This is a genomic window from Shewanella sp. Isolate7 (genome assembly GCF_022398425.1).
Classification (GTDB): Bacteria; Pseudomonadota; Gammaproteobacteria; order Enterobacterales; family Shewanellaceae; genus Shewanella.
Window position 1 is genome coordinate 1 of the sequence record NZ_JAKEVJ010000036.1, and the last position, 21,024, is coordinate 21,024.

Annotated in this window: 21 protein-coding genes; 9 read left to right on the plus strand and 12 right to left on the minus strand. The window is 51.3% G+C overall.

The genetic code is table 11. The features are described 5' to 3' along the window. Nucleotides 1-541: 541 nt before the first annotated feature. Nucleotides 542-1,216 carry an alpha/beta hydrolase gene (locus L1D47_RS10700; RefSeq protein ID WP_239884735.1) on the minus strand — a complete coding sequence of 225 codons (675 nt, stop codon included), beginning with the start codon at nt 1,214-1,216 and terminating at the stop codon, nt 542-544. A gap of 514 nt (nt 1,217-1,730) precedes the next feature. Here L1D47_RS10700 and L1D47_RS10705 point away from each other — a divergent pair. Further along, nucleotides 1,731-2,735, plus strand: a complete 1,005-nt coding sequence (locus L1D47_RS10705; protein ID WP_239884736.1) for a glutathione S-transferase family protein — start codon at nt 1,731-1,733, stop codon at nt 2,733-2,735. 45 nt (nt 2,736-2,780) lie between these two features. Here L1D47_RS10705 and L1D47_RS10710 read toward each other — a convergent pair whose 3' ends face one another. The 4 genes from L1D47_RS10710 to L1D47_RS10725 form a co-directional block, all read right to left on the minus strand. Continuing rightward, nucleotides 2,781-3,005, minus strand: a complete 225-nt coding sequence (locus tag L1D47_RS10710) for a DUF3389 family protein (RefSeq protein ID WP_239884738.1) — start codon at nt 3,003-3,005, stop codon at nt 2,781-2,783. A 97-nt stretch (nt 3,006-3,102) separates the two neighbouring features. Further along, nucleotides 3,103-3,585, minus strand: coding sequence for a peptidylprolyl isomerase (locus tag L1D47_RS10715; RefSeq protein ID WP_041511089.1), 483 nt, complete (start codon nt 3,583-3,585; stop codon nt 3,103-3,105). Nucleotides 3,586-3,659: 74 nt separating this feature from the next. After that, nucleotides 3,660-4,532, minus strand: coding sequence for a WYL domain-containing protein (locus L1D47_RS10720; protein ID WP_239884739.1), 873 nt, complete (start codon nt 4,530-4,532; stop codon nt 3,660-3,662). Nucleotides 4,533-4,809: 277 nt separating this feature from the next. Then, nucleotides 4,810-5,997: a lytic murein transglycosylase gene (locus L1D47_RS10725; RefSeq protein ID WP_239884741.1), complete on the minus strand. Its 1,188-nt coding sequence runs from the start codon at nt 5,995-5,997 to the stop codon at nt 4,810-4,812. A 270-nt stretch (nt 5,998-6,267) separates the two neighbouring features. Here L1D47_RS10725 and L1D47_RS10730 point away from each other — a divergent pair, with 270 nt between their 5' ends. Both L1D47_RS10730 and L1D47_RS10735 read left to right on the plus strand, forming a co-directional pair. After that, on the plus strand, nt 6,268-6,627 hold the full coding sequence (locus L1D47_RS10730) for a DUF2750 domain-containing protein (RefSeq protein ID WP_239884794.1): 360 nt from the start codon (nt 6,268-6,270) through the stop codon (nt 6,625-6,627). A gap of 141 nt (nt 6,628-6,768) precedes the next feature. Continuing rightward, on the plus strand, nt 6,769-7,422 hold the full coding sequence (locus tag L1D47_RS10735; RefSeq protein WP_239884744.1) for a hypothetical protein: 654 nt from the start codon (nt 6,769-6,771) through the stop codon (nt 7,420-7,422). A 280-nt stretch (nt 7,423-7,702) separates the two neighbouring features. Here L1D47_RS10735 and L1D47_RS10740 read toward each other — a convergent pair whose 3' ends face one another. The 3 genes from L1D47_RS10740 to L1D47_RS10750 all read right to left on the minus strand — a co-directional run bounded on the left by L1D47_RS10740 (nt 7,703) and on the right by L1D47_RS10750 (nt 12,266). Continuing rightward, nucleotides 7,703-8,656, minus strand: coding sequence for a chemotaxis protein CheV (locus L1D47_RS10740; RefSeq protein WP_239884746.1), 954 nt, complete (start codon nt 8,654-8,656; stop codon nt 7,703-7,705). Between the two features lie 110 nt (nt 8,657-8,766). Then, complete coding sequence (locus L1D47_RS10745) at nt 8,767-10,344, minus strand: mechanosensitive ion channel domain-containing protein (RefSeq protein ID WP_239884797.1); 1,578 nt, start codon at nt 10,342-10,344, stop codon at nt 8,767-8,769. 992 nt (nt 10,345-11,336) lie between these two features. Continuing rightward, complete coding sequence (locus tag L1D47_RS10750) at nt 11,337-12,266, minus strand: 1-aminocyclopropane-1-carboxylate deaminase/D-cysteine desulfhydrase (RefSeq protein WP_239884748.1); 930 nt, start codon at nt 12,264-12,266, stop codon at nt 11,337-11,339. Nucleotides 12,267-12,495: 229 nt separating this feature from the next. Between L1D47_RS10750 and L1D47_RS10755 the strand changes: the two genes are divergently transcribed. Continuing rightward, a complete protein-coding gene (locus tag L1D47_RS10755) occupies nt 12,496-12,903 on the plus strand; it encodes a YccF domain-containing protein (RefSeq protein ID WP_041511082.1) in 408 nt (135 codons plus the stop codon). A gap of 141 nt (nt 12,904-13,044) precedes the next feature. Here L1D47_RS10755 and L1D47_RS10760 read toward each other — a convergent pair whose 3' ends face one another. After that, the gene (locus L1D47_RS10760) at nt 13,045-13,818 is read right to left on the minus strand and encodes a transporter substrate-binding domain-containing protein (protein ID WP_239884750.1); all 774 of its coding nucleotides are present in this window, start codon (nt 13,816-13,818) and stop codon (nt 13,045-13,047) included. A gap of 141 nt (nt 13,819-13,959) precedes the next feature. Here L1D47_RS10760 and L1D47_RS10765 point away from each other — a divergent pair, with 141 nt between their 5' ends. Continuing rightward, nucleotides 13,960-14,187: a PGPGW domain-containing protein gene (locus L1D47_RS10765; protein WP_239884752.1), complete on the plus strand. Its 228-nt coding sequence runs from the start codon at nt 13,960-13,962 to the stop codon at nt 14,185-14,187. A 21-nt stretch (nt 14,188-14,208) separates the two neighbouring features. On the opposite strand, the gene L1D47_RS10770 is transcribed toward L1D47_RS10765, so the two are convergent. Further along, the gene (locus tag L1D47_RS10770) at nt 14,209-14,589 is read right to left on the minus strand and encodes a DUF6508 domain-containing protein (protein WP_239884754.1); all 381 of its coding nucleotides are present in this window, start codon (nt 14,587-14,589) and stop codon (nt 14,209-14,211) included. A 253-nt stretch (nt 14,590-14,842) separates the two neighbouring features. Between L1D47_RS10770 and L1D47_RS10775 the strand changes: the two genes are divergently transcribed. Further along, nucleotides 14,843-15,202, plus strand: coding sequence for a hypothetical protein (locus L1D47_RS10775; protein ID WP_041511079.1), 360 nt, complete (start codon nt 14,843-14,845; stop codon nt 15,200-15,202). Between the two features lie 35 nt (nt 15,203-15,237). On the opposite strand, the gene L1D47_RS10780 is transcribed toward L1D47_RS10775, so the two are convergent. Beyond that, on the minus strand, nt 15,238-16,143 hold the full coding sequence (locus tag L1D47_RS10780; protein WP_239884756.1) for a LysR family transcriptional regulator: 906 nt from the start codon (nt 16,141-16,143) through the stop codon (nt 15,238-15,240). A gap of 154 nt (nt 16,144-16,297) precedes the next feature. Between L1D47_RS10780 and L1D47_RS10785 the strand changes: the two genes are divergently transcribed. The 3 genes from L1D47_RS10785 to L1D47_RS10795 all read left to right on the plus strand — a co-directional run bounded on the left by L1D47_RS10785 (nt 16,298) and on the right by L1D47_RS10795 (nt 19,341). Next, nucleotides 16,298-17,458 carry a homogentisate 1,2-dioxygenase gene (locus tag L1D47_RS10785; RefSeq protein WP_239884759.1) on the plus strand — a complete coding sequence of 387 codons (1,161 nt, stop codon included), beginning with the start codon at nt 16,298-16,300 and terminating at the stop codon, nt 17,456-17,458. Between the two features lie 91 nt (nt 17,459-17,549). Next, on the plus strand, nt 17,550-18,590 hold the full coding sequence (gene hppD, locus L1D47_RS10790) for a 4-hydroxyphenylpyruvate dioxygenase (RefSeq protein ID WP_239884762.1): 1,041 nt from the start codon (nt 17,550-17,552) through the stop codon (nt 18,588-18,590). A gap of 133 nt (nt 18,591-18,723) precedes the next feature. After that, nucleotides 18,724-19,341 (plus strand): LysE family translocator, encoded by a 618-nt coding sequence (locus L1D47_RS10795; RefSeq protein ID WP_239884764.1) that lies wholly within the window; start codon nt 18,724-18,726, stop codon nt 19,339-19,341. Nucleotides 19,342-19,653: 312 nt separating this feature from the next. Here the strand turns inward: L1D47_RS10795 and L1D47_RS10800 are convergent, their stop codons facing one another. Next, a complete protein-coding gene (locus tag L1D47_RS10800; RefSeq protein ID WP_239884799.1) occupies nt 19,654-20,955 on the minus strand; it encodes a peptidogalycan biosysnthesis protein in 1,302 nt (433 codons plus the stop codon). Nucleotides 20,956-21,024 lie beyond the last annotated feature (69 nt).

Below are 21,024 nucleotides of genomic sequence, written 5' to 3' on the forward strand. Positions count from 1 at the left end.
GTCATAATCTCGCCGCGAAATATAATAGCAAACAATATCTAGAAAATGTGGCATTTTTATGAACAAACATAGGGCAAATGTTTATTTTAAAAGCGTTTTACGCTTTTTATTGTTCACCTATCAGAACAAGCTAAATATAGGGCATTGAGAAATGTGATTAATTAAAACAAATACCAAAGGCCATTTTGTTTCAATTTTATTAACTTAACGAATCAATCTAAAAAATAGAGATACTCCCTTTAAACAAACAAGCCTTAGCGTACCTAGATCACAAAACCGGTAAAAATTTCACACTAGATCAACCTAAGCTAAAGCAGTAAAACTTAATACAGTCAAAGTTGATGCTTTTTTAACCTCAAAGGTGGCTATTTACACCCATTTGTTAGTGGCATGTTATCGAAAGACTAGCGTTAACCGCTCGCCAATTGTTTGACATGATCTCGCCCACACTCTACAAGCCATAAAAAAGAGGCGCCAACCGGCGCCCCCCCTCTGCTCTTATTTCTAACACTTGTTTATGTGCGTTCGAAGAAAAGGCGCCTTACTCGCTCAAGCGCGCCTTAAGCCATCGACCTATATGCTGAAGCTGATTTGGCAGTACGCTATGCCCCATGGGATAGGTATGCCACTCGCTGGCATAACCCGCCGCTGAAATCAGCTCAAATGCCGCACGGCCTAACGCCAGCGGAACCACCTCATCTTGCTCACCGTGTTGTTGCAACAGTGGCGTGTGGCGATTCGCTGCGCTGAGGTTATCCGGCATGGCATGACCCGTCGGCAGATAACAGGATAACGCCATGATGCCGGCCAGAGGCTTAGGGAAGCGCAAACCTGTGAATAGGCTCATCACACCACCTTGGCTAAAACCGGCCAGGACTATCTTGTCGCTCGGCACACCTGCGGCGATCTGCTCCTCAATAAGCGCTGCGATCGCCTGCTCAGAGGCCAGCACACCCGCCATGTCGGCGCGATTGTCCACATCCATCCCCTTGATGTCATACCAGGCTGGCATCACATAGCCCTGGTTGATGGTCACGGGTATGCTTGGCGCATGGGGGAAGATAAAACGTACGCCGAGATCATCGGGCAAGCCTAAAAGTGGCACCACAGGTGCAAATCCAGCACCCGAATCGCCCAGGCCATGCAGCCAGATCACACAGGCACGGCACTGGGTTTGAGGTTCTATGGTGATCCGCTCTAACGGCTGTTTAGACATAGGGTTTCCTTTATTGGTCAATTCATTATGCGTTCATTGGCGGGCGATCATATCAGCAAGCCCTGTCAAGCCCAAGAAACAAGCTCAATGAGAACAAAATTTGTTCTCAAAAGGTCAACAGGCCCTAGGGCCTGTTGACCTTTGCTGTTTGTTTTTGCAGCAGTTTGAAGGTGATTTGTGCAAGGCAGAGCCTGTGTCGTGTAGTATCCTACACAAATTGGCGATAACGCCGTAGAAATGGCCTGCAAACGCTGCCCAAAGGGTTCATCTAAACGCGCGCTGCACTTTGTTGTTCGCCATTCACATAGAGTAACTATGCTTCATGGCTCTCGCCTCGCGCAAAACGCGTTTAGATTGAACAAAAATTAAACTTGAAAGATCAACAGGCCCTAGCCAAGAAGCCCACAAAACATTCGATAAAGTCGAATGTAAAACGCCATTTTTACCACTTTTTCATTGGATTGTTCGACTGTTACACTGAACTCAAGCATTAAAATCAGCGAGGCAGACACAGATGGGACTACTCCAGAATGGCCAATGGGTCGACAAATGGTATGACACAGACAAGAGCAAGGGGGCGTTTGTCAGGGAAGATGCCGCCTTTCGCCACTGGATAAAGGCGCCAACGCAGCAGGAACCTGAGCCCGAGTTTAAAGCGCAGTCGGGCCGTTACCATCTCTACGTGTCCCTCGCCTGTCCTTGGGCTCACAGGACGCTTATCTTTCGCGAGCTAAAGTCATTACAGGCCCATATCGGTGTCACCGTGGTTGAGCCACATATGCTCGGCAACGGCTGGGAATTTAGCGGTCCCAAGCAAAGCGAACAGGCCCTGCATATCGAGGGCAGCGAAATCGACCGGCTCAATGGCAAAGATTACCTCTATGAGATCTACCAGTTGGCCGAGCCAGACTATAGCGGCCGAGTGACTGTACCCGTACTCTGGGACAAAGAACGCCGCACCATAGTCAGCAACGAGTCGGCCGAAATCATCCGCATGTTCAACAGCGCCTTTAATGATCTCACCGACAATCGGCTCAACTTTTACCCCGACCCGCTCAGAGAGGAGATCGATGAGATCAATCACTGGGTCTATCACAAGATCAACAACGGGGTGTACAAGGCGGGTTTTGCCACCACTCAGGCAGCCTATGAACAGGCCTTTGACGAACTGTTTGAAGCCTTAGATACCCTAGAGAAGCGCCTTAGCCGACAGCGCTATCTGGTGGGTGACCAAATTACCGAAGCCGACTGGCGCCTGTTTACCACGCTAGTGCGTTTCGATGCCGTCTATGTGGGACACTTCAAGACCAATCGTAACCGCATCGCTGACATGCCGGTGATTCAGGCATACCTGAAGGAATTATACCAATACCCGGGTGTCGCCAAGACGGTCAACCTGGAGCATATCAAACAGCACTACTACTTCAGCCACGGCCAGATTAACCCAACCCGCGTGGTGCCCAAAGGACCCGAATTAGATCTCGACTCACCACATGGTCGTGATGAACTTAAGCGGTAATAGGCCGCATCGCCAACATATAGGCGAGTGACAAACCAAGCCAGCTTAACCGATATCGATACCGAGGCACTCGGCGATATCGGCAAACTGGGTTTCATCGTCTAAGGTGAGATGCCAGCGCACCGCGCCCGCATCGGCCACCATGATGTTGCCGGCGCTGACTAGACGCAGATCATCGACCATGGCATAGAGGCTAACGCCAGTAGCAAGTTTTACCAATACCTCTTGAGGCGAGACGATCACCCGCCCGCCTGAAAATTCGACTACCACAGCTTACTTCCCCGTTAGATATACAAAGACCCAGGATAACCCGGGTCTTTATGGTTTTCGCTATCTATATAGCTACGCTTATTCGCGCCGGCTCACCTTAGTGGTGATGACCGCCTACCCCGTGGGCATGTCCGTGGGCGATCTCTTCGGCACTCGCTTCGCGAGCGTCGACAATCTCGAGATCGAAGGTCAGTTCGCGGCCCGCCAACGGATGGTTGATGTCCACTGTTGCCATGAACTTACCCACCTTAAGCACGGTCACCTGGCGCTGACCCTGATCGGTACTGATAATGGCGCGCATGCCTGGCTTCCAGACTTTCGCGCCTTGCAGATGCTTGATCGACACGCGCTGCTCGCCGTTCTCGTTACGTACGCCATAGGTTTCTTCCGGTGGCAAAGTGACAGAAAACTTCTCGCCAATGGCCTTGCCTTCAATTGCCTTCTCGACGCCAGGCATCATGTTGTCATGCCCGTGTAGGTAGGCAATAGGATCTAATCCTTCGTTGGTTTCGAGCACTTCACCTGCTTCATCGCGTAAGGTGTAGTTAAACTGCACGACCATATCGTCTTTAATGCTCATCAAGCGTCCTTAGTTAGTCTCTTTTCATCAAGTGGGCGAAGCTTAGCAAAACTTCCCTCAGGGCGCTACGCCTGTTATGCCTTGCCTCCCGGCACTATGGCCAGATGCTCTATCTCGCTTAAGATGGCATGGTTCTTTAACGCCAGCTGACACACGCCGCTGCGGATCTGATGCTGGGGCGAGCAGTCCACGCTCCATTGGCGCAGCAGATAACCCGCCAGGGCAGCGCGGCAACTAAGCAGCAACTCCCCCTCGCTCATCTGATAATCCAGCGCAATCGCCTCGGGATGGGCCAAGCTGGGATGGGGGATCAACACTAGGGTGACCAGCTTCTGCCAATGGGTATCTTTGTCTTGCAACTCGTGATCGAAAGGCTCGATGAGGCTTTGGCTCACCGCCTTGAAACGAGTCACCACAAAATCGGTAAATACCTGGTGAGTGCGATCGAAACAGCGCACATGCCAGCGCTGGCCATTATTGACCAGCGTATGAGGTACCAGCTCCCTTTGAGTTTCCCCTGATGAAACCGACACATAAGTCACGGCGATCGCCTGTTTGTGGGCGATTGCACGCATCACGGCGGCAATGATGTTGGTATCGGGGTGAATCAGCTGCACCGCATCGAGGCAGACGCTGCTGGGGGTAACGGGATGAGATAGCCCGTCGCCAAAACCATTGGCCAAGCCATGAAGAATTGCCTCGGGATCATGGTCAAACAGCGGGGTAAATTCGGCTCGCCTGTGATAGCGCTTGGTCTGATGCACCAGTTCCAAGTTGTGGGGCGCCAACTCACGATAGCTGGCAAAATCACGGGTCGCCGCCGCCAGGCCTGTGGCAAACTTGGCGATCAGATCCTGACGCGAGACCTGACCGAAATACTGCAGACTAAAATCGATAAATGCCAGACGTTGCCGCTGGGCAAAGGACAAACTCTCCATCGCATCCATATTGCTACCTTATGTGGCCACTCGTTAGTTATACCAATCGTAATAAATAATTGATCATTCTAGCTTGTTAAAACGCTCGATAACGGCATTAATATTTTTAATTGTAGAATAACCACTTATCTAAAAATTTTGCTTTGTTCTCAAGCGTTTTTCCTGCGCTATTTCTAATCAAGTACTTACTGTGATTGGTATTATTACAATTTGGCCGAGCGAGTCGCCCGGCCAAAAATCTTAAGCTAATGTAATTCTTAACGAGATGCAATCATAATGGTTAGCACTATTTTATGCCCAGCGCCGCGAAGGTCTCATCACTTGGGAAACCGTCGGCCACCAGGCCGGCGCTGCGCTGAAAGGCCTGTAGGCCGGTACGGGAGTTGACCCCGAGCACACCATCAGGCTTACCCACGTCATAACCCTTGTCGTTGAGTGTGGCCTGTAGCAACTTGAGCTTGGCGCGGCTGATGTTGTCATGTTTCGGCGGCGCCACATACAGGCGCGCACCACCATTGATGCGATCGGCCAGATGCCCTACCGCGATGGCGTAAAATTCTGAGCGGTTCCAGCGCATGATCACATCGAAGTTGCCATAGCCTAAGAAGGCCGGACCTGTATGCCCCGCCGGCAGGTAGAGTGCCGCCCGCATGTCCGGCGTCGACAGGGCGCGGCCGTTGGCCTGAGTGAGCCCCAAACCGGCCCAGGTGGTTAAGCTCTGTTTGTCATTGCGCCCAAGGTGGCGAAAATCATAATCCTTTGGCAGAGAGACTTCGCGTCCCCAACGCTCATTGCGCACCCATCCGAGATTATTCAAGAAGTTAGCCGCCGATGATAAAGCATCCTCAGTGCTGTTAAACAGATCGGCCTTGCCGTCACCATCGGCATCTACCGCATATTTGGCGTAGGCAGAAGGCATGAATTGGGTGTGGCCCATGGCACCGGCCCAAGATCCCTGCATCTGCTTATTATCAAATTGGTAGGCTTCCTTGAGCTTTAGCGCTTGAATCAACTCACCGGTGAAATAGGTGCTACGTCTGGGATCGCAAGCCAGGGTTGTCAGCGAGTCGATCACCGGCATCTTTCCCTTGTAAGACCCAAAGTTAGTCTCCAGCCCCCAAAAGGCCACCAAATACTGGGGCGGAACACCATATTCTTGCTGTAACTTGCTCAGCAGTGGGCCGTGGGCTTTCAACAGACGCCTTCCCTCCTGCACCCGCCAGTCGGTGACGCGCTTGGAGAAATAGTTATCAAACGTCTGGCTAAACTCGGGCTGCTTCTTGTCGAGCTCGATCACCCTGGCCACGTACTTTACCTGGCCCAGTCCCTCTTCCACCGTCTTGCTCGACACCCCCGCGGCCAGCGCCTTCTGTTTCAGTCCACTCACACAGGTATCGAAATCTTGGGCGAGCGCGCTAAGGCTAGGCAAACCGGTTGCCAGTATCAGGGATGCAAAGGTGAGCAATTTTTTCAAAATAGAGACTCCAAGAGAAAACGGCTAAAAATATAAGAAACATAATGATCTGCAGCCGGCGAGAAACCAGACCTTCCCCAGACATGATAACGATTCGAGACTCTTATGCTAAATGATTTATGATTAATAATTCGAACTTAGACCAGTTTATCCCCCAAGCGAATAAATAGTGGGCTGGTCGGTTCACCTAGCGCTTGGCTCGTTAGCCACATCGCGTATAATGGGCTCGATTTTACCCATTCTAAGAGAACTCACATGACAGACACTCAGATGACAGACAATAGTCCCGTTTTAGCAAGCTTTATCGACAACGTAAAAGAGCAGCAAGCCGTTTGGGGCCTTCAGGATGAAACCGGCGAAGGTTGGGTCGTGTGTGACTCGTCTGAATATGAAGAGACCGATGTGATGCCGCTGTGGTCAAGCGAAGCCCAGGCTAAGGTACACTGCACCGAAGAGTGGCAGGATTATCAACCCGCCCCCATTCCACTGGAAGAGTTGCTCGAGTACTGGATTCAAGATCTGCATGACGATGGCGTGCTAGTGGGTATCAATTGGGTTGCCGAACAGGAATGCCTGGAGCTCGACCCTATCACTCTGGCTAAGAGCCTAGTCGACATCGAGCAGGAGTAAGCCTTGCTCTCGGGCTTGAGTGTGCGCCTAATTTTGAGCTTAGTTTTGCTTTTAGTTTCGCGCTTAGTTTCGAGCTTAGCTTTACGCACAGCTTTGCGCTCTAGGCTGCGCTTACGCCACACAGCAGACAGGGGATAGCCCTTGTCTGCCACCCTCCCCTTAGTCGACATCCCCTTCGACAGGCGTCACACCTGCTGGTTCTGCGCCGAGCCCTGTGCTCACCAGTTTCACTATCATGCCTTAGGCCACTGCCCTCACCCTTCCTTAGCGGTTCCAGCCTGCAAAGAGTGTCTGCAGATCGCCGAAAAGGCGCCGCTCAGCTCCATCTGGGACTGTCACAGCGCGGTCAAAGATGAATTGATGCGCCGCTATGCCAAACATCTGGCCATAGGCGTGAACTGGACGCAGGAGGAACTCGAAGATTCGGACTTTACCTGTAAGGTGTTCGAAGGCTTTAAGAAGAGTGCCTGGTTCATGTATCAGGTGGCAAAAGCCAGGGTAAGCGTCGCCCCCTGGCCACTTAGCCTCAAGGGGATCCCGCTTGAAACGGCAGGCTACGGCGGCGGTTTCGAGTTCGACGGAGTACAATTTTCCTCTGTGGCCAAGGCGGTAGAACATTACGCCAAGATGCTGGGGCTGGATAAGGCCTTCTTGCATCAGCTGATCGCCGCCGTCGGCCGCGAGCGCTTTGGCTACGCCGTGCGTATCGCCAGGATCAATATCGTCTCCACCGCAGCGGTAAAACGCCAGGTGCTAAGGGATATCCTTGCCGAGCAGATGCTCGATGACGAATAGCTTTTAATCAAGTGCTTTTAATCAAGTGTTTCGATAGAGAGCTTTGACGTGTCGCTTGTCGCATATCCTTGTTGACCCATAGCTTTTAACCTATACCTTTTAACCTATGGCTTTTAACCTATGGCTTTTAACCTAATGCCTTTTTAACAGTCATCGCCTGTCGATAGCGATAACCCATCAAAACTGGCAGCAAAGATAATTAAAAGCCAGGCCAAAGGCCTTAGACTTTAGGATTTAGCTCCTAACTTTTAGTCCTAGTACTTATAAAGGATAATCAGGGTTAAGTTTCCCGCTCGGGTAATTGGCTGCGCAGACGCTCTTGTACCACATCCACCAGCAGATCCGGCTGAAACTTAGAGATAAACCTGTCACATCCTACCTTCTCCACCATGGCATTGTTGAAACTGCCACTCAGTGAGGTGTTGAGGGTAATGAAGAGGTTGGCCATCCGCTTGTCTTTGCGTACCTCATAGGTGAGTCGATAACCGTCCATCTCAGGCATCTCGGCATCGGTGATCAGCATTAAGATCTCTTGATTGATATCACGTCCCTCGTCACACCAACGCTTCAATAAGTTAAGCGCCTGCAGGCCATCCGAGGTCTCTATCACCTCTATCCCCAGCGGTGCCAGGGTGTCTTTCACCTGACGGCGCGCCGTGGCGGAATCATCGGCAATCAAGATCTTGCGCCCTATCATCTTGTCCACCAGGGCATGGTCCAAGACACCCTCGGAGATAGCGATGTCATAGTGGACTATCTCCGCCAGCACCTTCTCGACATCGATAATGGAGACTAAGCGAGTCGCACCATCCACCTCCACCTTAGTGATCGCGGTGAGGTAGTTATGGCTGCCGGTACTCTTGGGCGGCGGCATGATGTCGCTCCAGGTCATATTGATGATATGGTCGACCTCACCCACCATAAACCCCTGCACGCTGCGGTTATATTCGGTGATGATCAGGTTGGCTTCCTGATCCTCGCTCATGGGCTGGAAGCCGATGGCGCTACGCAGATCGATGACAGGAATCGAGGTACCGCGGATATTAGCGACGCCCTTGATGCTGGGATGGCTACCGGGTAAGGCGCTCAGCTTTGGCAGCTTAACCACCTCTTTGACCTTAAACACATTGATCGCAAAAAGCTGCGTCGCATTGATACGAAACAGCAGAAGCTCGAGACGGTTTTCGCCAACCAACTGAGTACGCTGATCGACACTCTCTAGCACTTTAGCCATACAATTCTCACTACGTCCTGATGTGATTGACGCGATTCGCCATTAATTATAGCCATGATCCCCGTATTTCGATGCGACATCAAGACCCAGAGATCACAGCTTTAACAAGTTTACCCATTATTCAATGCAACCGGTGCCACAGGCACGATACGAGAGCCATTTTTCACCACTATATCCATGATTTTTAAATGTAACTCCTCCGATGCCAGCTGAAAGGTAGGAAAACTCTTGGTACCTATATAGGCCAGTACATTGACCTGTAGACCATGCAGACCAAAACCCTTAAAGGTGACCCTGAGGGGCTCTTTGAGCACCAGTTCATGGGCTTCCAGCATCTCTTTTATCTCGGCGACAATCGCCTTGAGCTGAGCCGAGGTGGTGACCGCATAATCGAGGCGAATGTCCGCCTTGAAACGAATCTTTTCTCGCTGAGAGATATTCTCGATCTCCATCTCCACCAACTTGGCGTTAGGCACGTGAATAAGTGTCCTGTCCAGGGTGCGGATCTGGGTGCAGCGCAGGCCTATCTCCTCAACCGTGCCGCTAATACTGCCAAACTTACACAGGTTGCCCACCTTGATAGGCGCGGCCGAATAGAGGGTGATGGTACCGATAAAGTTTTCTATCGATTGCTTGGAGGCGAGCGCGATGGCGATACCTCCTATGCCCATGCCGGCGATGATGGCGCTGGCGTTAAAGCCCAGGTGTTCCAGCCACAGAAGTACCGCCATGATCACGAAGATCACCCGCAAGAAATTGGTCAAAGGCCGCAACAAGGATGCCGCCTGATCTTTGCCCTGCTCTTTCCAGCGTTTCTTTAATCCTTGATGGAAGATCCCCATGGCACTCCAGCCAAACCAGATGATGGCCGACACCAGCAGGAAACCTGTATCTATCATCTCGATAGCGGCGGGTGAGATACTGCTATGGGACACCCAGGCTCTGACCAATAACACGGCCGCCAAAAACCTTAGCGGCCCGGCTACTATGTAGGCCAGCTCTTCTTTAAGCTCATGCTTAGTCAGCAGGATCACCCGCTTAACTATCCAGGTCACAGGCACCATAAAGGCGGTGATAAGGTAAGCCAAAACCAGGCTCCACTCCCACAGGTTTACGTTAAACCAGCGCCCCTCGGGCACATGATTGACAAACCATTCGGCCACAGGACCATAACCCAGGTTTTCATAGAGTTTAGGCACCTTAGCGACTGTGGCGTTAGAGACCTTCCAGATGGTGCCCCCTTCGCTTGGCACACGTTGCAGATAGAGGGCTATCTGATCGCTCTGCAAAGCCACCCGGCCAAAGAGATCCCGATAGGCAGGCAGCTGATCGTTATCCTGACCCAGTGGCGTATCGTTAAGCTGGCCTAAGTCGAGCCAGAGATTACGCTCTATGATCAGCTGCAGCTGCTTGGCATATTCGGCGCCGCGTTTGGCCGACATCCCCTCGGGCAGGTAACGCAGATCCAGATATTCTGCCGCCTTTTCATAATCTTGCTCATAAACGGCCGCCATAAAGCCTTCGACCGTGCCCCTTGGCGTGTCACGTTGCAGGCTATCCTTATATTCATAGTGCTCAACCGAGCGAACAAATTGACTCTGACCAGTGTCGGCCGCGGCATCGGTTAACGCCCCCACCAGAGTATTTGGCGGCGCGCACCAGAGTATTTGGCGGCGCGCACCAGGCACTACCGACAAACAAGCTCACCACCCAGATTAACGACCAAACAACAAAGCGCATCCCAGCCCCCTAAATTGTTAACAAGCGCCTAGAAATATTAGCATTATTCCTAGGGCCTGTTTATCTTTTCTGTTTGTTTTTGAAGTAGTTTACAGGTGGTTTCATTTAATCCTGTATCGTCTTGCTAAACTGAAGTGACTGGCGATAACCCAGTAGAAATAACCTAGGTAGGTTGCAGCAAACAAAAGCAGCGCAAACAAGTCCAAATGCCCATAGGGCGGAATTGATTAAATATTGACAAGTTCGCGGCCAGGATTATAATGCTCGACTTCTGCAGTACCCTGGTTTTAGTTTTCTGCTTTTAGTTTTCTGCCTTTAGTTTTGCATCGCTAGACTCTAAGTCATTGCATAGTCATCGCATCCAACAACTCGCAGCTATTTCGTCACACTATTGTCATTTATTGATGATTTACTGTGTCCAATCCGGTGATAAGCCCCCCATTTCGGGCGCAAACAACGGCTTTAGCGAGGCAGATCACTTGATTATTTACATAAGGCTGGGTAGTCTCAGAAAGGTTTTAATTCATCTTTCGCAACAGCTAAGGATCTATTATTTGTAAATTTTTACTGCCAAGAGGCAGTCACAGCAATAAGGAGTATGGCCTATGTCGTACAAAATTAACGGTCATGAGATCACGGTAAATTTTCCGGTGGACTCAATTTCAGTCAACAAATCCTCTATCGCTTTCACCGATAGTCTAGGAAAAAATAAACAAACTTTTGCTAAGCGCACTGACGCCCTGCAATTTATGAAATGGTTGCTCTCAAGCAACAAGTAAACCCCACGCTATTCGATACACCTCCTCTCACACGTATCGAAGGTTGCTAAGGCAACAAGTAGGATTGACCTCATTCGTCAACGACTCAGCAGGTAACATTTGGCTCAGGTTGTACCCCTTTCACAGGTACCGACCTGGCCAAATGACATTAATCATTCCCCTCACTCACCAAATATCTCACCATATTTACGCTGGTACCTTGGCAACATAGATTGATTACCCAACAGGCCACCTTGGTGCAGATAGAGCACTGGCTTGCTGAATCCCTGTTGCCAGCAGCTTTTCAGACATAACCAGCCCAGGGGATCATAAAGTAGCTCAAACTCTATCCCCGTCGCTTTGAGTTCATGCCACATCTGATAAAACTCCAGATACAGCTTGCCAAAGTGGTAACGCTTAGCAGCTGGCACAATCTGAGGATGCAGCGCTTCATCTTCTTCAAGCTCAAAAAATTGCTTACGAAGATAATCATCCCCGCCCACCACGGCGCAGGTCATGACGCTGATGCAGGGATCTAGGGTTAGAAACTGCTTTTGCAGATAGAGTGCCGTGGTGCCGGTGCCCGAAGGCAGAAACACCACCAGTTTGGTAAGTCCCTCGGCATACTTCCAGCTCGCTATCTCTTTAGCGAGCTGCGCAACGCCAGGCTCGGCAAAGGCGCAGCGGCCGCCTTCCGGCACAAGCAGCTGCTCATCGCTACCCGTTAACACCCTTTGGCGAATGTAGCTATCACAGTCCAGGCCGTCTCTGTCTGCTCGACGAGAGAGGTCTATGATATTGGCCCCAAGCGCCTGTGCGGCGCGATAGTTGCCACAGGGGTTGGCTGTCAAATAATGGGGAAGATGATCCACATAGAAATCCAACCGCCACCCCTTGAGTTTTGCCAGCGCCGACAATGAATAGAGAGAGTTGGCCTGGGGAGAACCATAACCAATCAGCTGCTTAACCAAGGGGAAGTCGTTATCGAGGAAGTAGGCGAACTTGCGCGCCTTATTGCCGGAAAATTCTGGATGGAGCAGATCGTCACGCTTCACGTAGACCTTGTGCTGCCCGAGGTAAACCGTATCTACCTGAGTGTGGCTAAGCTTCATGATGAGGAGTCAGAGTTAAACTAAGGGCCAGAGTTTACACCTTTTAACCTCAAATGCGTAATTTGACCGTCTTTTGGCATAATATGTCATTCACTTAAAATATCTCAGGGTTAAATACATATAAAAACATACACTTAACATATGGCACGGATTTCGCTTAGAACTAGATAGATCTAAATAAAGGCGAACGCCTTTGCGGCTCTATAAGCTCAGAAACAAGGAGTATTTGATGGCACTACTGCGCTTAATCTTTAATATTGCATGGTTTATTTTAGGCGGCTTCGTGATGGGACTGGCCTGGTGGCTGGCGGGGTTACTCTGCTTTATCAGCATCATCGGCATCCCCTTCGGCCGCGCCTGTTTCGTCATTGGTGAGATGGCCTTCTGGCCCTTCGGGCAACAAAACGTCAGCCGCCGTGCGCTGCAAGGGGTAGATGACATTGGCACGGGTCCCCTGGGCATGGTCGGTAATATCGTCTGGTTCCTGCTGTTTGGGATCTGGCTCGCCATCGGCCATATCACTCACGCGCTGGCCTGTTTCGTCACCATCATAGGGATCCCATTTGGTATCCAGCACCTCAAATTGGCCCTGCTAAGTCTGACGCCTATAGGACAGACAATAACCGCTAAGGCGTAATTATTATCATTAGCCTAAGGCATAGTTATCATCATTAGCCTGAGGCGCCGAGACCTGCCTGAGGTGGAGGCGCCTCAGGCTCTGAACCAAAGGCTTTCAACTAAAGACTTTGAACTAAAGGCTTTCAACTACAGGATTCAACTACAGGCTTTGCAGGTAGGCCTCTAAGATCTGCTCGACTTGGATTCGAGCAAGGCCGGCGTTATAGATCTCCCGCCACCTGCGCCCCTCGGGGGTATTTCTAAAGGCGATATAGAGGCGTTTCGATTCCAGCAGTTGCTTGTTAAATTGCAGCCTCGCCTTAAGCTCACTCAGATGAGGCTGCTCTACTAGGTATAGATAGACATAGAGATCCATAACTGCTCCCTGAACTCGCCCCGTAGCCACCTTTCTGATGTTGTGTTCATCCGAACTCACCAATTCTACTGGTTGAGTCCCTAAGGCGATCATCTCATCCAGGGCCTGGGTATTCACATAGTCCCTGACCACCCCCAAGGTATAGGCATTGAGATCCTGCAGCCGCGACCAGGTGATGGGATGCCTACTCTGCTCTAAGATCCCCAGGGGACTCTCCCCCATAGAATCGGAAAAGACAAACTTATCCGTGGGATGATGGTACTCGGGGAAATAGCCCTGATAGCCAGAGTCATCTCGGCTCACCACCCTTACGGTTCGACTCCATGGAAAGTAATCCACCTGAAGCTCATGGCCCATGGCATTAAGCGCCGCACGAGCCACCACGACGCAGGCGCCACCGTCCTTAAGGGTCGGTCCCGAATAGGGTGGCCAGTTTAACGAAGAGAGCTTGAGGGTATCGGCCCGCAGCGGAAAGAATGCCAAGGTCCAGCTGATCAGCAGCAGGACAAACAGCCCATTTCGACCCCAACTTAGGTTAAGAAGTGTCTCTCTCACCATCCCTCTTCCCCCTTAAAAACCACCGTCTGATGGCATTCCTTGCCCAGTGAGAAATCCTTTTGTTACACATTTTCACTGGCATAGCTGCGCAACATCATGCAAAACAAGTATAGGAGAGAAGGTTGGATATTTGAGGTGTCTATGCTGAGAAAAACCTTAATCACCGTCATTGGCGGTACACTTTGTCTGATTGGATTGCTGCTTTTGGTGCTACCCGGCCCGGCCTGGCTACTGCTACCAATCGGGCTGGCGGTGTTGAGCTTAGAATATCCCTGGGCGAGATTCTGGCTAAAGAAGAGCCAAAAACAGATGAGGCGCAGCGCAGCCTGGCTCGATAGCAAGGTACGTGACTGGCGCTATAGCCGATAGACAGCTTATGTCTTGTCGCCGCTAAGGGGTGGCATTGCCAAACCCAAGGTTTCCCTCCGGGTGACTGAGCACATTGAGCCGCTCAAGAATCGCGAGCAACACCCCTTGCCTGCGCATATTTTCCAGTACACCACGACTGAAACGCTCCAGGCGGCTCATGGCGGTTAGCAGCAGACGGCACTGATAAAGGCTCGCCTCACGAATATAGTCAGGCTTATCGACCAGGTGGGCATTTTGATACCACTCCTGCCAATTGAGGGTGTCGAGTAACACACCTTGCTTGGCAAGCTGCTCGACAAAAGCTTGCATCGTCATCTGATTGCTAGCGCGCTCACCACGTGCAAACTGCGCAGCGTACTGAGCATAGAGATTGGCTATCTGCAAAGATATTACGCTTTTCATATCCTACTCCTTAACCCTCAGGCCAGCTTTGGCTTTATAGACCCTGTGCTCCGGCGTTTAATAAACGATTCGCGTGCTCCATTGCTAAAATTTGCGAGCCGGTATAGCTAAGATTTGCGAGCCGGTATAGCTTCACCCTAGCCAAGCCGTGCTGAATATAAGCTGAACACCTGGCAGGTTCTGACTGGCTAGACATTATGAGGGGGAATCCCTATGCTACGAGCAAACGCATTGATTGCGCAGGAGAGACTAGATGAAGAAATACACCACTGGCCTTGGCCTCGTTTTACTTGGCCTATCTATCGGCTTTTCGCCGCTGACCCAGGCCAAGAATGACAAGCATGAACATGGCGCTAAGGGCCATGTCAATAAGAGTCATGGCGAGAAGAGCCTGCCACCCGGGTTACAGAAGAAAGTCGCCCGCGGTGAGCCACTGCCTCCGGGCTGGCAGAAGAAACTGCACAAGGGCGATTACCTGTCTGATGACTATTATGATCGCGGCAAGATCCATGTGCCTATCGATCGTGACGGCAACATCACCATAGATGTCGATGGCACCTTCATTAAGCTACACGACAAGACACGTCGTATCCTAGATATTATTAACGACTAGACAGTATCAACGACTAGACAGTATCAAGGGATAATCTAACCTTTAGCCGCCTCCTGGTAGAGGTTAAACTCCTCCAGGATCAGGCTGGTAAAGAGTCGACCGGCGCGCCCCAGTGGGCGCTCCATGGTCGACACCAGCTGAGGCGTAAAGCTGTAACGACTGCCCCCGAGAAAATCCAGCTCCTGTAACTCACCACTGGCCAGCTCCTCTTTAATGAGAAAATCAGGCATCCAGCCGAATCCCAGCCCCATCAACAGGGCATTCTTCTTCATGATAAAGCCTGATAAGTAAAACACCTTATCACCGCCAAATTGCAGCTCGTCGCTGTGGATCTTACCCGGCGATGAGTCTTCTATGGTGAGCTCCACATGTTGCAGCAACTCAAACAGGCTCAGCTCCTTGGCACTCGCCAGGGGATGCTCCCTACTCACCACCAAAATGCTGTTGATGTCCGGCAGTGGCTGGGGCCGATAATTAGGGCCGGTGCGATAATCCTTGACCAACATGAGATCGGCATTGTCCCGCTCGAATCTGTGCTGCACCCCGCCGAGAAACTCCATGTTGAGCTGGATCTTGGTGGGGATCTTATGCTCAGAGACACGTTTCAGCGCGCGCATGATGGGCTCCATGGGTAGTGAGCCATCTACCACCAGCTCGAGCTTAGGTTCCCAGCCTTCGCTGAAACGGCTGGCCAAATGTTCAATATTGCCAAGGTATTGCAGCAATCTTTTACCCTCAGCAAGGATCACCTTGCCCTCAGGCGTTAATTCGGCGCGATACTGATCCCGACAAAAAAGCTTTACACCCAGATGCTGTTCCAGCTTCTTGACCTGGTAGCTCACCGCCGACTGGGCCTTGTGCAATCGCTCTGCCGCCTTGGAAAAGCTGCCCTCTTCGACCAGAATCGACAATACCCTGAAGGCTTCCACATCGATCTTCATCTCACATCCTCGGTGTAAACAAATGACAACCATCTAAATTTTAGATTGAGTTAAGCTATTTATTATTCTTTTTTTTGCGAATGCCAGCAACTAAATTGTTACTTAGATCACATAAACATAAGTGTGCCCGCTAAAGCACCCAAGGAATGAAGCCATGCCATTTTATGTAAGACAGGGGGAGATCCCCCACAAACGCCACATCACCTTCAAGAAAGACAATGGTGAACTCTACCGGGAAGAACTCTTCTCCACCCATGGCTTCTCCAACATCTATTCCAACAAGTATCACCACAACATGCCGACCAAGGCGTTAGAGGTGAGCCCGTTCGAGGTTGACCATGGCCACACCTGGCAGGACACCTTGATCCAGAACTATAAACTGGACGCCAAACAAGCCGATCGCGAGGGTAACTTCTACTCGGCGCGTAATAAGATTTTTTTCAACAATGACGTGGCCATGTACAGCGCCAAGGTCACTCAAGACACCGAAGAGTTTTACCGTAACGCCTACGCCGACGAGGTGATCTTCGTCCATGAAGGCCAGGGCAAGCTATACAGCGAATATGGCGTACTCGAGGTAAAGAAATGGGATTACCTGGTGATCCCACGCGGAACCACCTACCAGCTTAAATTTAATGACTATGAGCAGGTTCGCCTGTTTGTGATCGAAGCCTTCTCTATGGTGGAGGTGCCTAAGCACTTCAGAAACGAATACGGTCAGCTACTTGAGTCTGCTCCCTACTGTGAGCGCGACATCCGCGTGCCCACTCTGCAGGATGCCGTGGTCGAGAAAGGCGCCTTCCCCTTAGTGTGCAAGTTTGGCGACAAGTATCAGCTGACACAACTCGAGTGGCACCCCTTCGATCTCGTGGGCTGGGACGGCTGTGTCTACCCCTGGGCCTTTAACATTCAGGATTACGCCCCTAAGGTGGGTCAGATCCACCTGCCGCCGTCGGATCACCTGGTATTTACCGCTCACAACTTCGTTATCTGTAACTTTGTGCCGCGCCCTTACGACTTCCATCCCCAGTCTATCCCGGCGCCCTACTACCACAACAATATCGACAGCGATGAAGTGCTCTACTATGTCGACGGCGATTTCATGAGCCGTACGGGTATCGAGGCTGGCTACATGACGCTGCATCAGAAGGGCGTTCCACACGGACCACAACCTGGCCGCACCGAGGCCTCTGTCGGTAAGAAAGAAACCTATGAATACGCGGTGATGGTCGACACCTTCGCCCCACTGCAGCTAACCCAACATGTACAAGGTTGCATGAGTAAGGACTACAACCGCTCCTGGTTAGAAGACTAATACCGTTCGGTACACGCCGAATTACAACGAATAACCTGACAAGTCACCCCAGAGTGACTGTGGTTGTAACAAATTGAACGAGGATACTCACATGGCAAGCGAACAAAATCCACTGGGATTACTGGGCATCGAATTTACCGAGTTTTGCACCCCAGATCTCGACTTTATGCACAAGGTCTTCATCGACTTTGGCTTCTCTAAACTGAAGAAGCATAAGCAAAAAGATATCGTCTACTACAAGCAAAACGATATCAACTTCCTGCTGAACAATGAAAAAAGCGGCTTCTCTGCCGAATTTGCCAAGAAGCACGGACCTGCCATCAGCTCAATGGGCTGGCGCGTAGAAGATGCTAAGTTCGCCTTCGAAGGTGCGGTCGCCCGTGGCGCCAAGCCTGCCGGCGATGAGGTAAAAGATCTGCCCTACCCGGCCATCTACGGCATCGGCGACAGCCTGATCTACTTTATCGATACCTTCGGCGCGGACAACAACATCTACGCCACTGACTTTGTCGACCTGGAAAACCCAGAGATAGTGCAGGAGAAAGGCTTTATCGAAGTCGATCACCTGACCAACAACGTCTACAAGGGCACCATGGAGCATTGGTCGAACTTCTATAAAGATATCTTCGGCTTTACCGAAGTACGCTACTTCGACATCAAGGGTTCGCAAACGGCGCTTATCTCCTATGCCCTACGCTCTCCCGATGGCAGCTTCTGTATCCCAATTAACGAAGGTAAAGGCGATGACAGAAACCAGATCGACGAGTACCTAAGAGAATATGACGGCCCAGGCGTACAGCATCTGGCATTCCGCAGCCGCGACATCGTAGCCTCACTGGATGCGATGGAAGGCAGCTCGATTCAGACCCTGGACATCATCCCAGAATACTACGACACCATCTTCAACAAGCTGCCACAGGTGACCGAAGACAGAGAGCGTATCAAGCATCACCAGATCCTGGTCGACGGCGACGAGAATGGCTATCTGCTACAGATCTTCACCAAGAACCTGTTTGGCCCTATCTTCATCGAGATCATCCAGCGCAAGAACAACCTGGGCTTCGGCGAAGGTAACTTCAAGGCCCTGTTCGAATCGATTGAGCGCGATCAGGTACGTCGCGGCGTACTCTAAACCCACGCCCATTAGACGTAGCGCGAGATCAAGAAAACCAGCCATCTAGGCTGGTTTTTTCTTTGCAGCGAAGCGATAAATCACTACACTAGCCTGCCGAGTCATTTACCAAAGTCGCGACTTTCACAATCAGATGTCAGAACATATTCTCATTGCCGTTTTTCTGCCAACCTTCTTCTTTGTCTCCATTACGCCAGGCATGTGCATGACACTGGCGATGACACTGGGCATGAGCATAGGCGTGCGCCGCACCCTGTGGATGATGATAGGTGAACTGGCCGGGGTTGCCCTGGTGGCCGTTGCGGCCGTGATGGGTGTTGCCGCCATGATGCTCAACTACCCACAGATCTTCGAGATCCTCAAATGGGTAGGCGGTGCGTATCTTGGCTATATCGGCATTCAGATGTGGCGCGCCAAGGGCAAGATGGCGAGTCTCGATGATCAGAGCACGCAGATCAGCAACCAGGCGTTGATCTCACAGGGTTTTGTCACTGCCATCGCCAATCCCAAGGGTTGGGCCTTCATGATCTCCCTGCTGCCTCCTTTTATCGATGTCGAGCGCGCCGTGGCGCCACAGCTGAGCCTGTTATTAGCGATCATCATGATGACCGAATTTGTCAGCATGCTGGCCTACGCCAGCGGCGGCAAGTCACTCAAGCTGTTTCTGGCCAAGGGTGACAACATCAAATGGCTTAATCGCATCGCGGGCTCCTTGATGATAGGGGTTGGTTTCTGGCTGGTCCTAGGCTAATCGGTAATTGCGATCACTAGGGCCTGTTTATCTTTCGCGTTCAATTTTGCAGCATTCTGTATCGCTTTTATACAAGGTAGAGCGATTGTCATGTAGTGCACTACATCAATGAGCGATAACGCAGTAGAAAAATGATACAGACGCTGCCCGCAGGGTTCGTCTTGAGCACGTTCAACTCTTTGTTACTCGGCTTTTATATAGAATAACTATATCTCAAGCCTCGAATCGCGATTTGTACGTGCTCAATTAGAACAAAATTTGTTCTCAAAAGGTCAACAGGCCCTAGCAAACACCATCTTTTTCCCTTTTCCGTTAGCGGCGCTTAAAAGGCAGTATGGTCTCAAGTTCACTCATGTAGGTGGTTACTGCCTGTCGTTCCTGCAGGACAAAATCGGCGATGGCACGGCGAAAGTCACTATCTAGGATCTCGTGCACCGAATAGGTGGTCACCGGCTCAAACCCTCTGAGCACCTTATGCTCACCTTGGGCACCGGCATCAAATTTGTTAAACCCCTTGGCGATGGCATACTCGATCCCCTGATAGTAGCAGGCCTCGAAATGCAGCCCGGCTATCTCCTCCAGGGTGCCCCAGTAACGGCCATAGAGGCACTCTTGGCCGACAAGATAGAGCGCCGCCGCAACCTTGACGGCCGTATCCTCCGATAGGCTATCGGCCTGTTGGCAGTTATCCTGATGCTGTCCATCAAGAGACTTATTATGAGCCACACGCTCCACCATCAAGAGGCGTACACATCCCGGTATCTGCTCCACCAGGGTCTCGAAGAAGGCGGCATTTAGATAGCCCTGATGACCTGATCGCTTGTAATAGGTGCGCTGGTAGCAATGCACAAAATGATTAAGCTCTGCCGCTGTGATATCTGGCCCTTCGACGAAACGAAACCTAAGCCCAGCGTTTACAAGGGGCCGGCGCTCCTTGAGGATCGACTTGCGCCTGCGACTGGTCAGCCGCGAGAGAAAATCATCGAAGCTTCGATAGCCTTTATTAAACCAATGAAACTGAGTGCCGAGGCGCTCAAGATGCCCCTGCTTGGTTAGGGTGAGTCGTTCGTTTTCGGCTAAAAACAGGCTGTGCCAGCTCGATGCCGAGCAGGTTTTAGCCAGCCGGCCTAGATACTCACCCAGTGCGCCGATCAATCTGGCCTTTAGTGCATCGGATAGGTCTTTTCTCAGGCCGATGCGCGGCCCGGTCACTGGGGTAAAGGGGATGGCGTTGACCAGCTTAGGGTAATAGTCGCGTCCGTGACGCTCATAGGCCTGGGCCCAGGCCCAGTCGAACACATATTCGCCGTAGGAGTGGCCCTTGAGATAAAGGGGCATCACCGCCAGTATCTTGTTGGGATCGAGCCCGCTGCGGCTTCTTTCATCAGAGCTGTCGCTTCTTTCATCAAAGCTGTCGCTTCTTTCATCTAAGCTATCGCATCTTTCTTCTGGGCTTTCGCATTGAATCTCACTCACCACCAGATGCAAGGGGCGCCAACCAGTCTGCTCTCCCACGCAGCCACTGAGCTCCAGCGCATGCAGAAAGCCATAACGACAGAAGGGATTGGTCTCGCCCATCAGGCCGTCCCATACCCTCTCACCGATAAGCGACATCTGGTTTACCGCTTGAATCGAAAATGATGACGTCGTTTCGCTTCGCTCCAAATCAATCTCCTTAAAAGA

What these genes read in the sequence shown, in the direction of transcription:
- L1D47_RS10780 (WP_239884756.1), bottom strand. Translation starts at nt 16,143, where the DNA reads ATGAAGATCGATGTGGAAGCCTTCAGGGTATTGTCGATTCTGGTCGAA.
- L1D47_RS10760 (WP_239884750.1), bottom strand. Translation starts at nt 13,818, where the DNA reads ATGGTGAGAGAGACACTTCTTAACCTAAGTTGGGGTCGAAATGGGCTG.
- L1D47_RS10770 (WP_239884754.1), bottom strand. Translation starts at nt 14,589, where the DNA reads ATGAAAAGCGTAATATCTTTGCAGATAGCCAATCTCTATGCTCAGTAC.
- L1D47_RS10800 (WP_239884799.1), bottom strand. Translation starts at nt 20,955, where the DNA reads ATGTCGCTTATCGGTGAGAGGGTATGGGACGGCCTGATGGGCGAGACC.
- L1D47_RS10755 (WP_041511082.1), top strand. Translation starts at nt 12,496, where the DNA reads ATGGCACTACTGCGCTTAATCTTTAATATTGCATGGTTTATTTTAGGC.
- L1D47_RS10700 (WP_239884735.1), bottom strand. Translation starts at nt 1,216, where the DNA reads ATGTCTAAACAGCCGTTAGAGCGGATCACCATAGAACCTCAAACCCAG.
- L1D47_RS10775 (WP_041511079.1), top strand. Translation starts at nt 14,843, where the DNA reads ATGAAGAAATACACCACTGGCCTTGGCCTCGTTTTACTTGGCCTATCT.
- L1D47_RS10785 (WP_239884759.1), top strand. Translation starts at nt 16,298, where the DNA reads ATGCCATTTTATGTAAGACAGGGGGAGATCCCCCACAAACGCCACATC.
- L1D47_RS10740 (WP_239884746.1), bottom strand. Translation starts at nt 8,656, where the DNA reads ATGGCTAAAGTGCTAGAGAGTGTCGATCAGCGTACTCAGTTGGTTGGC.
- L1D47_RS10765 (WP_239884752.1), top strand. Translation starts at nt 13,960, where the DNA reads ATGCTGAGAAAAACCTTAATCACCGTCATTGGCGGTACACTTTGTCTG.
- L1D47_RS10705 (WP_239884736.1), top strand. Translation starts at nt 1,731, where the DNA reads ATGGGACTACTCCAGAATGGCCAATGGGTCGACAAATGGTATGACACA.
- L1D47_RS10720 (WP_239884739.1), bottom strand. Translation starts at nt 4,532, where the DNA reads ATGGATGCGATGGAGAGTTTGTCCTTTGCCCAGCGGCAACGTCTGGCA.
- L1D47_RS10715 (WP_041511089.1), bottom strand. Translation starts at nt 3,585, where the DNA reads ATGAGCATTAAAGACGATATGGTCGTGCAGTTTAACTACACCTTACGC.
- L1D47_RS10730 (WP_239884794.1), top strand. Translation starts at nt 6,268, where the DNA reads ATGACAGACAATAGTCCCGTTTTAGCAAGCTTTATCGACAACGTAAAA.
- L1D47_RS10795 (WP_239884764.1), top strand. Translation starts at nt 18,724, where the DNA reads ATGTCAGAACATATTCTCATTGCCGTTTTTCTGCCAACCTTCTTCTTT.
- L1D47_RS10750 (WP_239884748.1), bottom strand. Translation starts at nt 12,266, where the DNA reads ATGAAGCTTAGCCACACTCAGGTAGATACGGTTTACCTCGGGCAGCAC.
- hppD (WP_239884762.1), top strand. Translation starts at nt 17,550, where the DNA reads ATGGCAAGCGAACAAAATCCACTGGGATTACTGGGCATCGAATTTACC.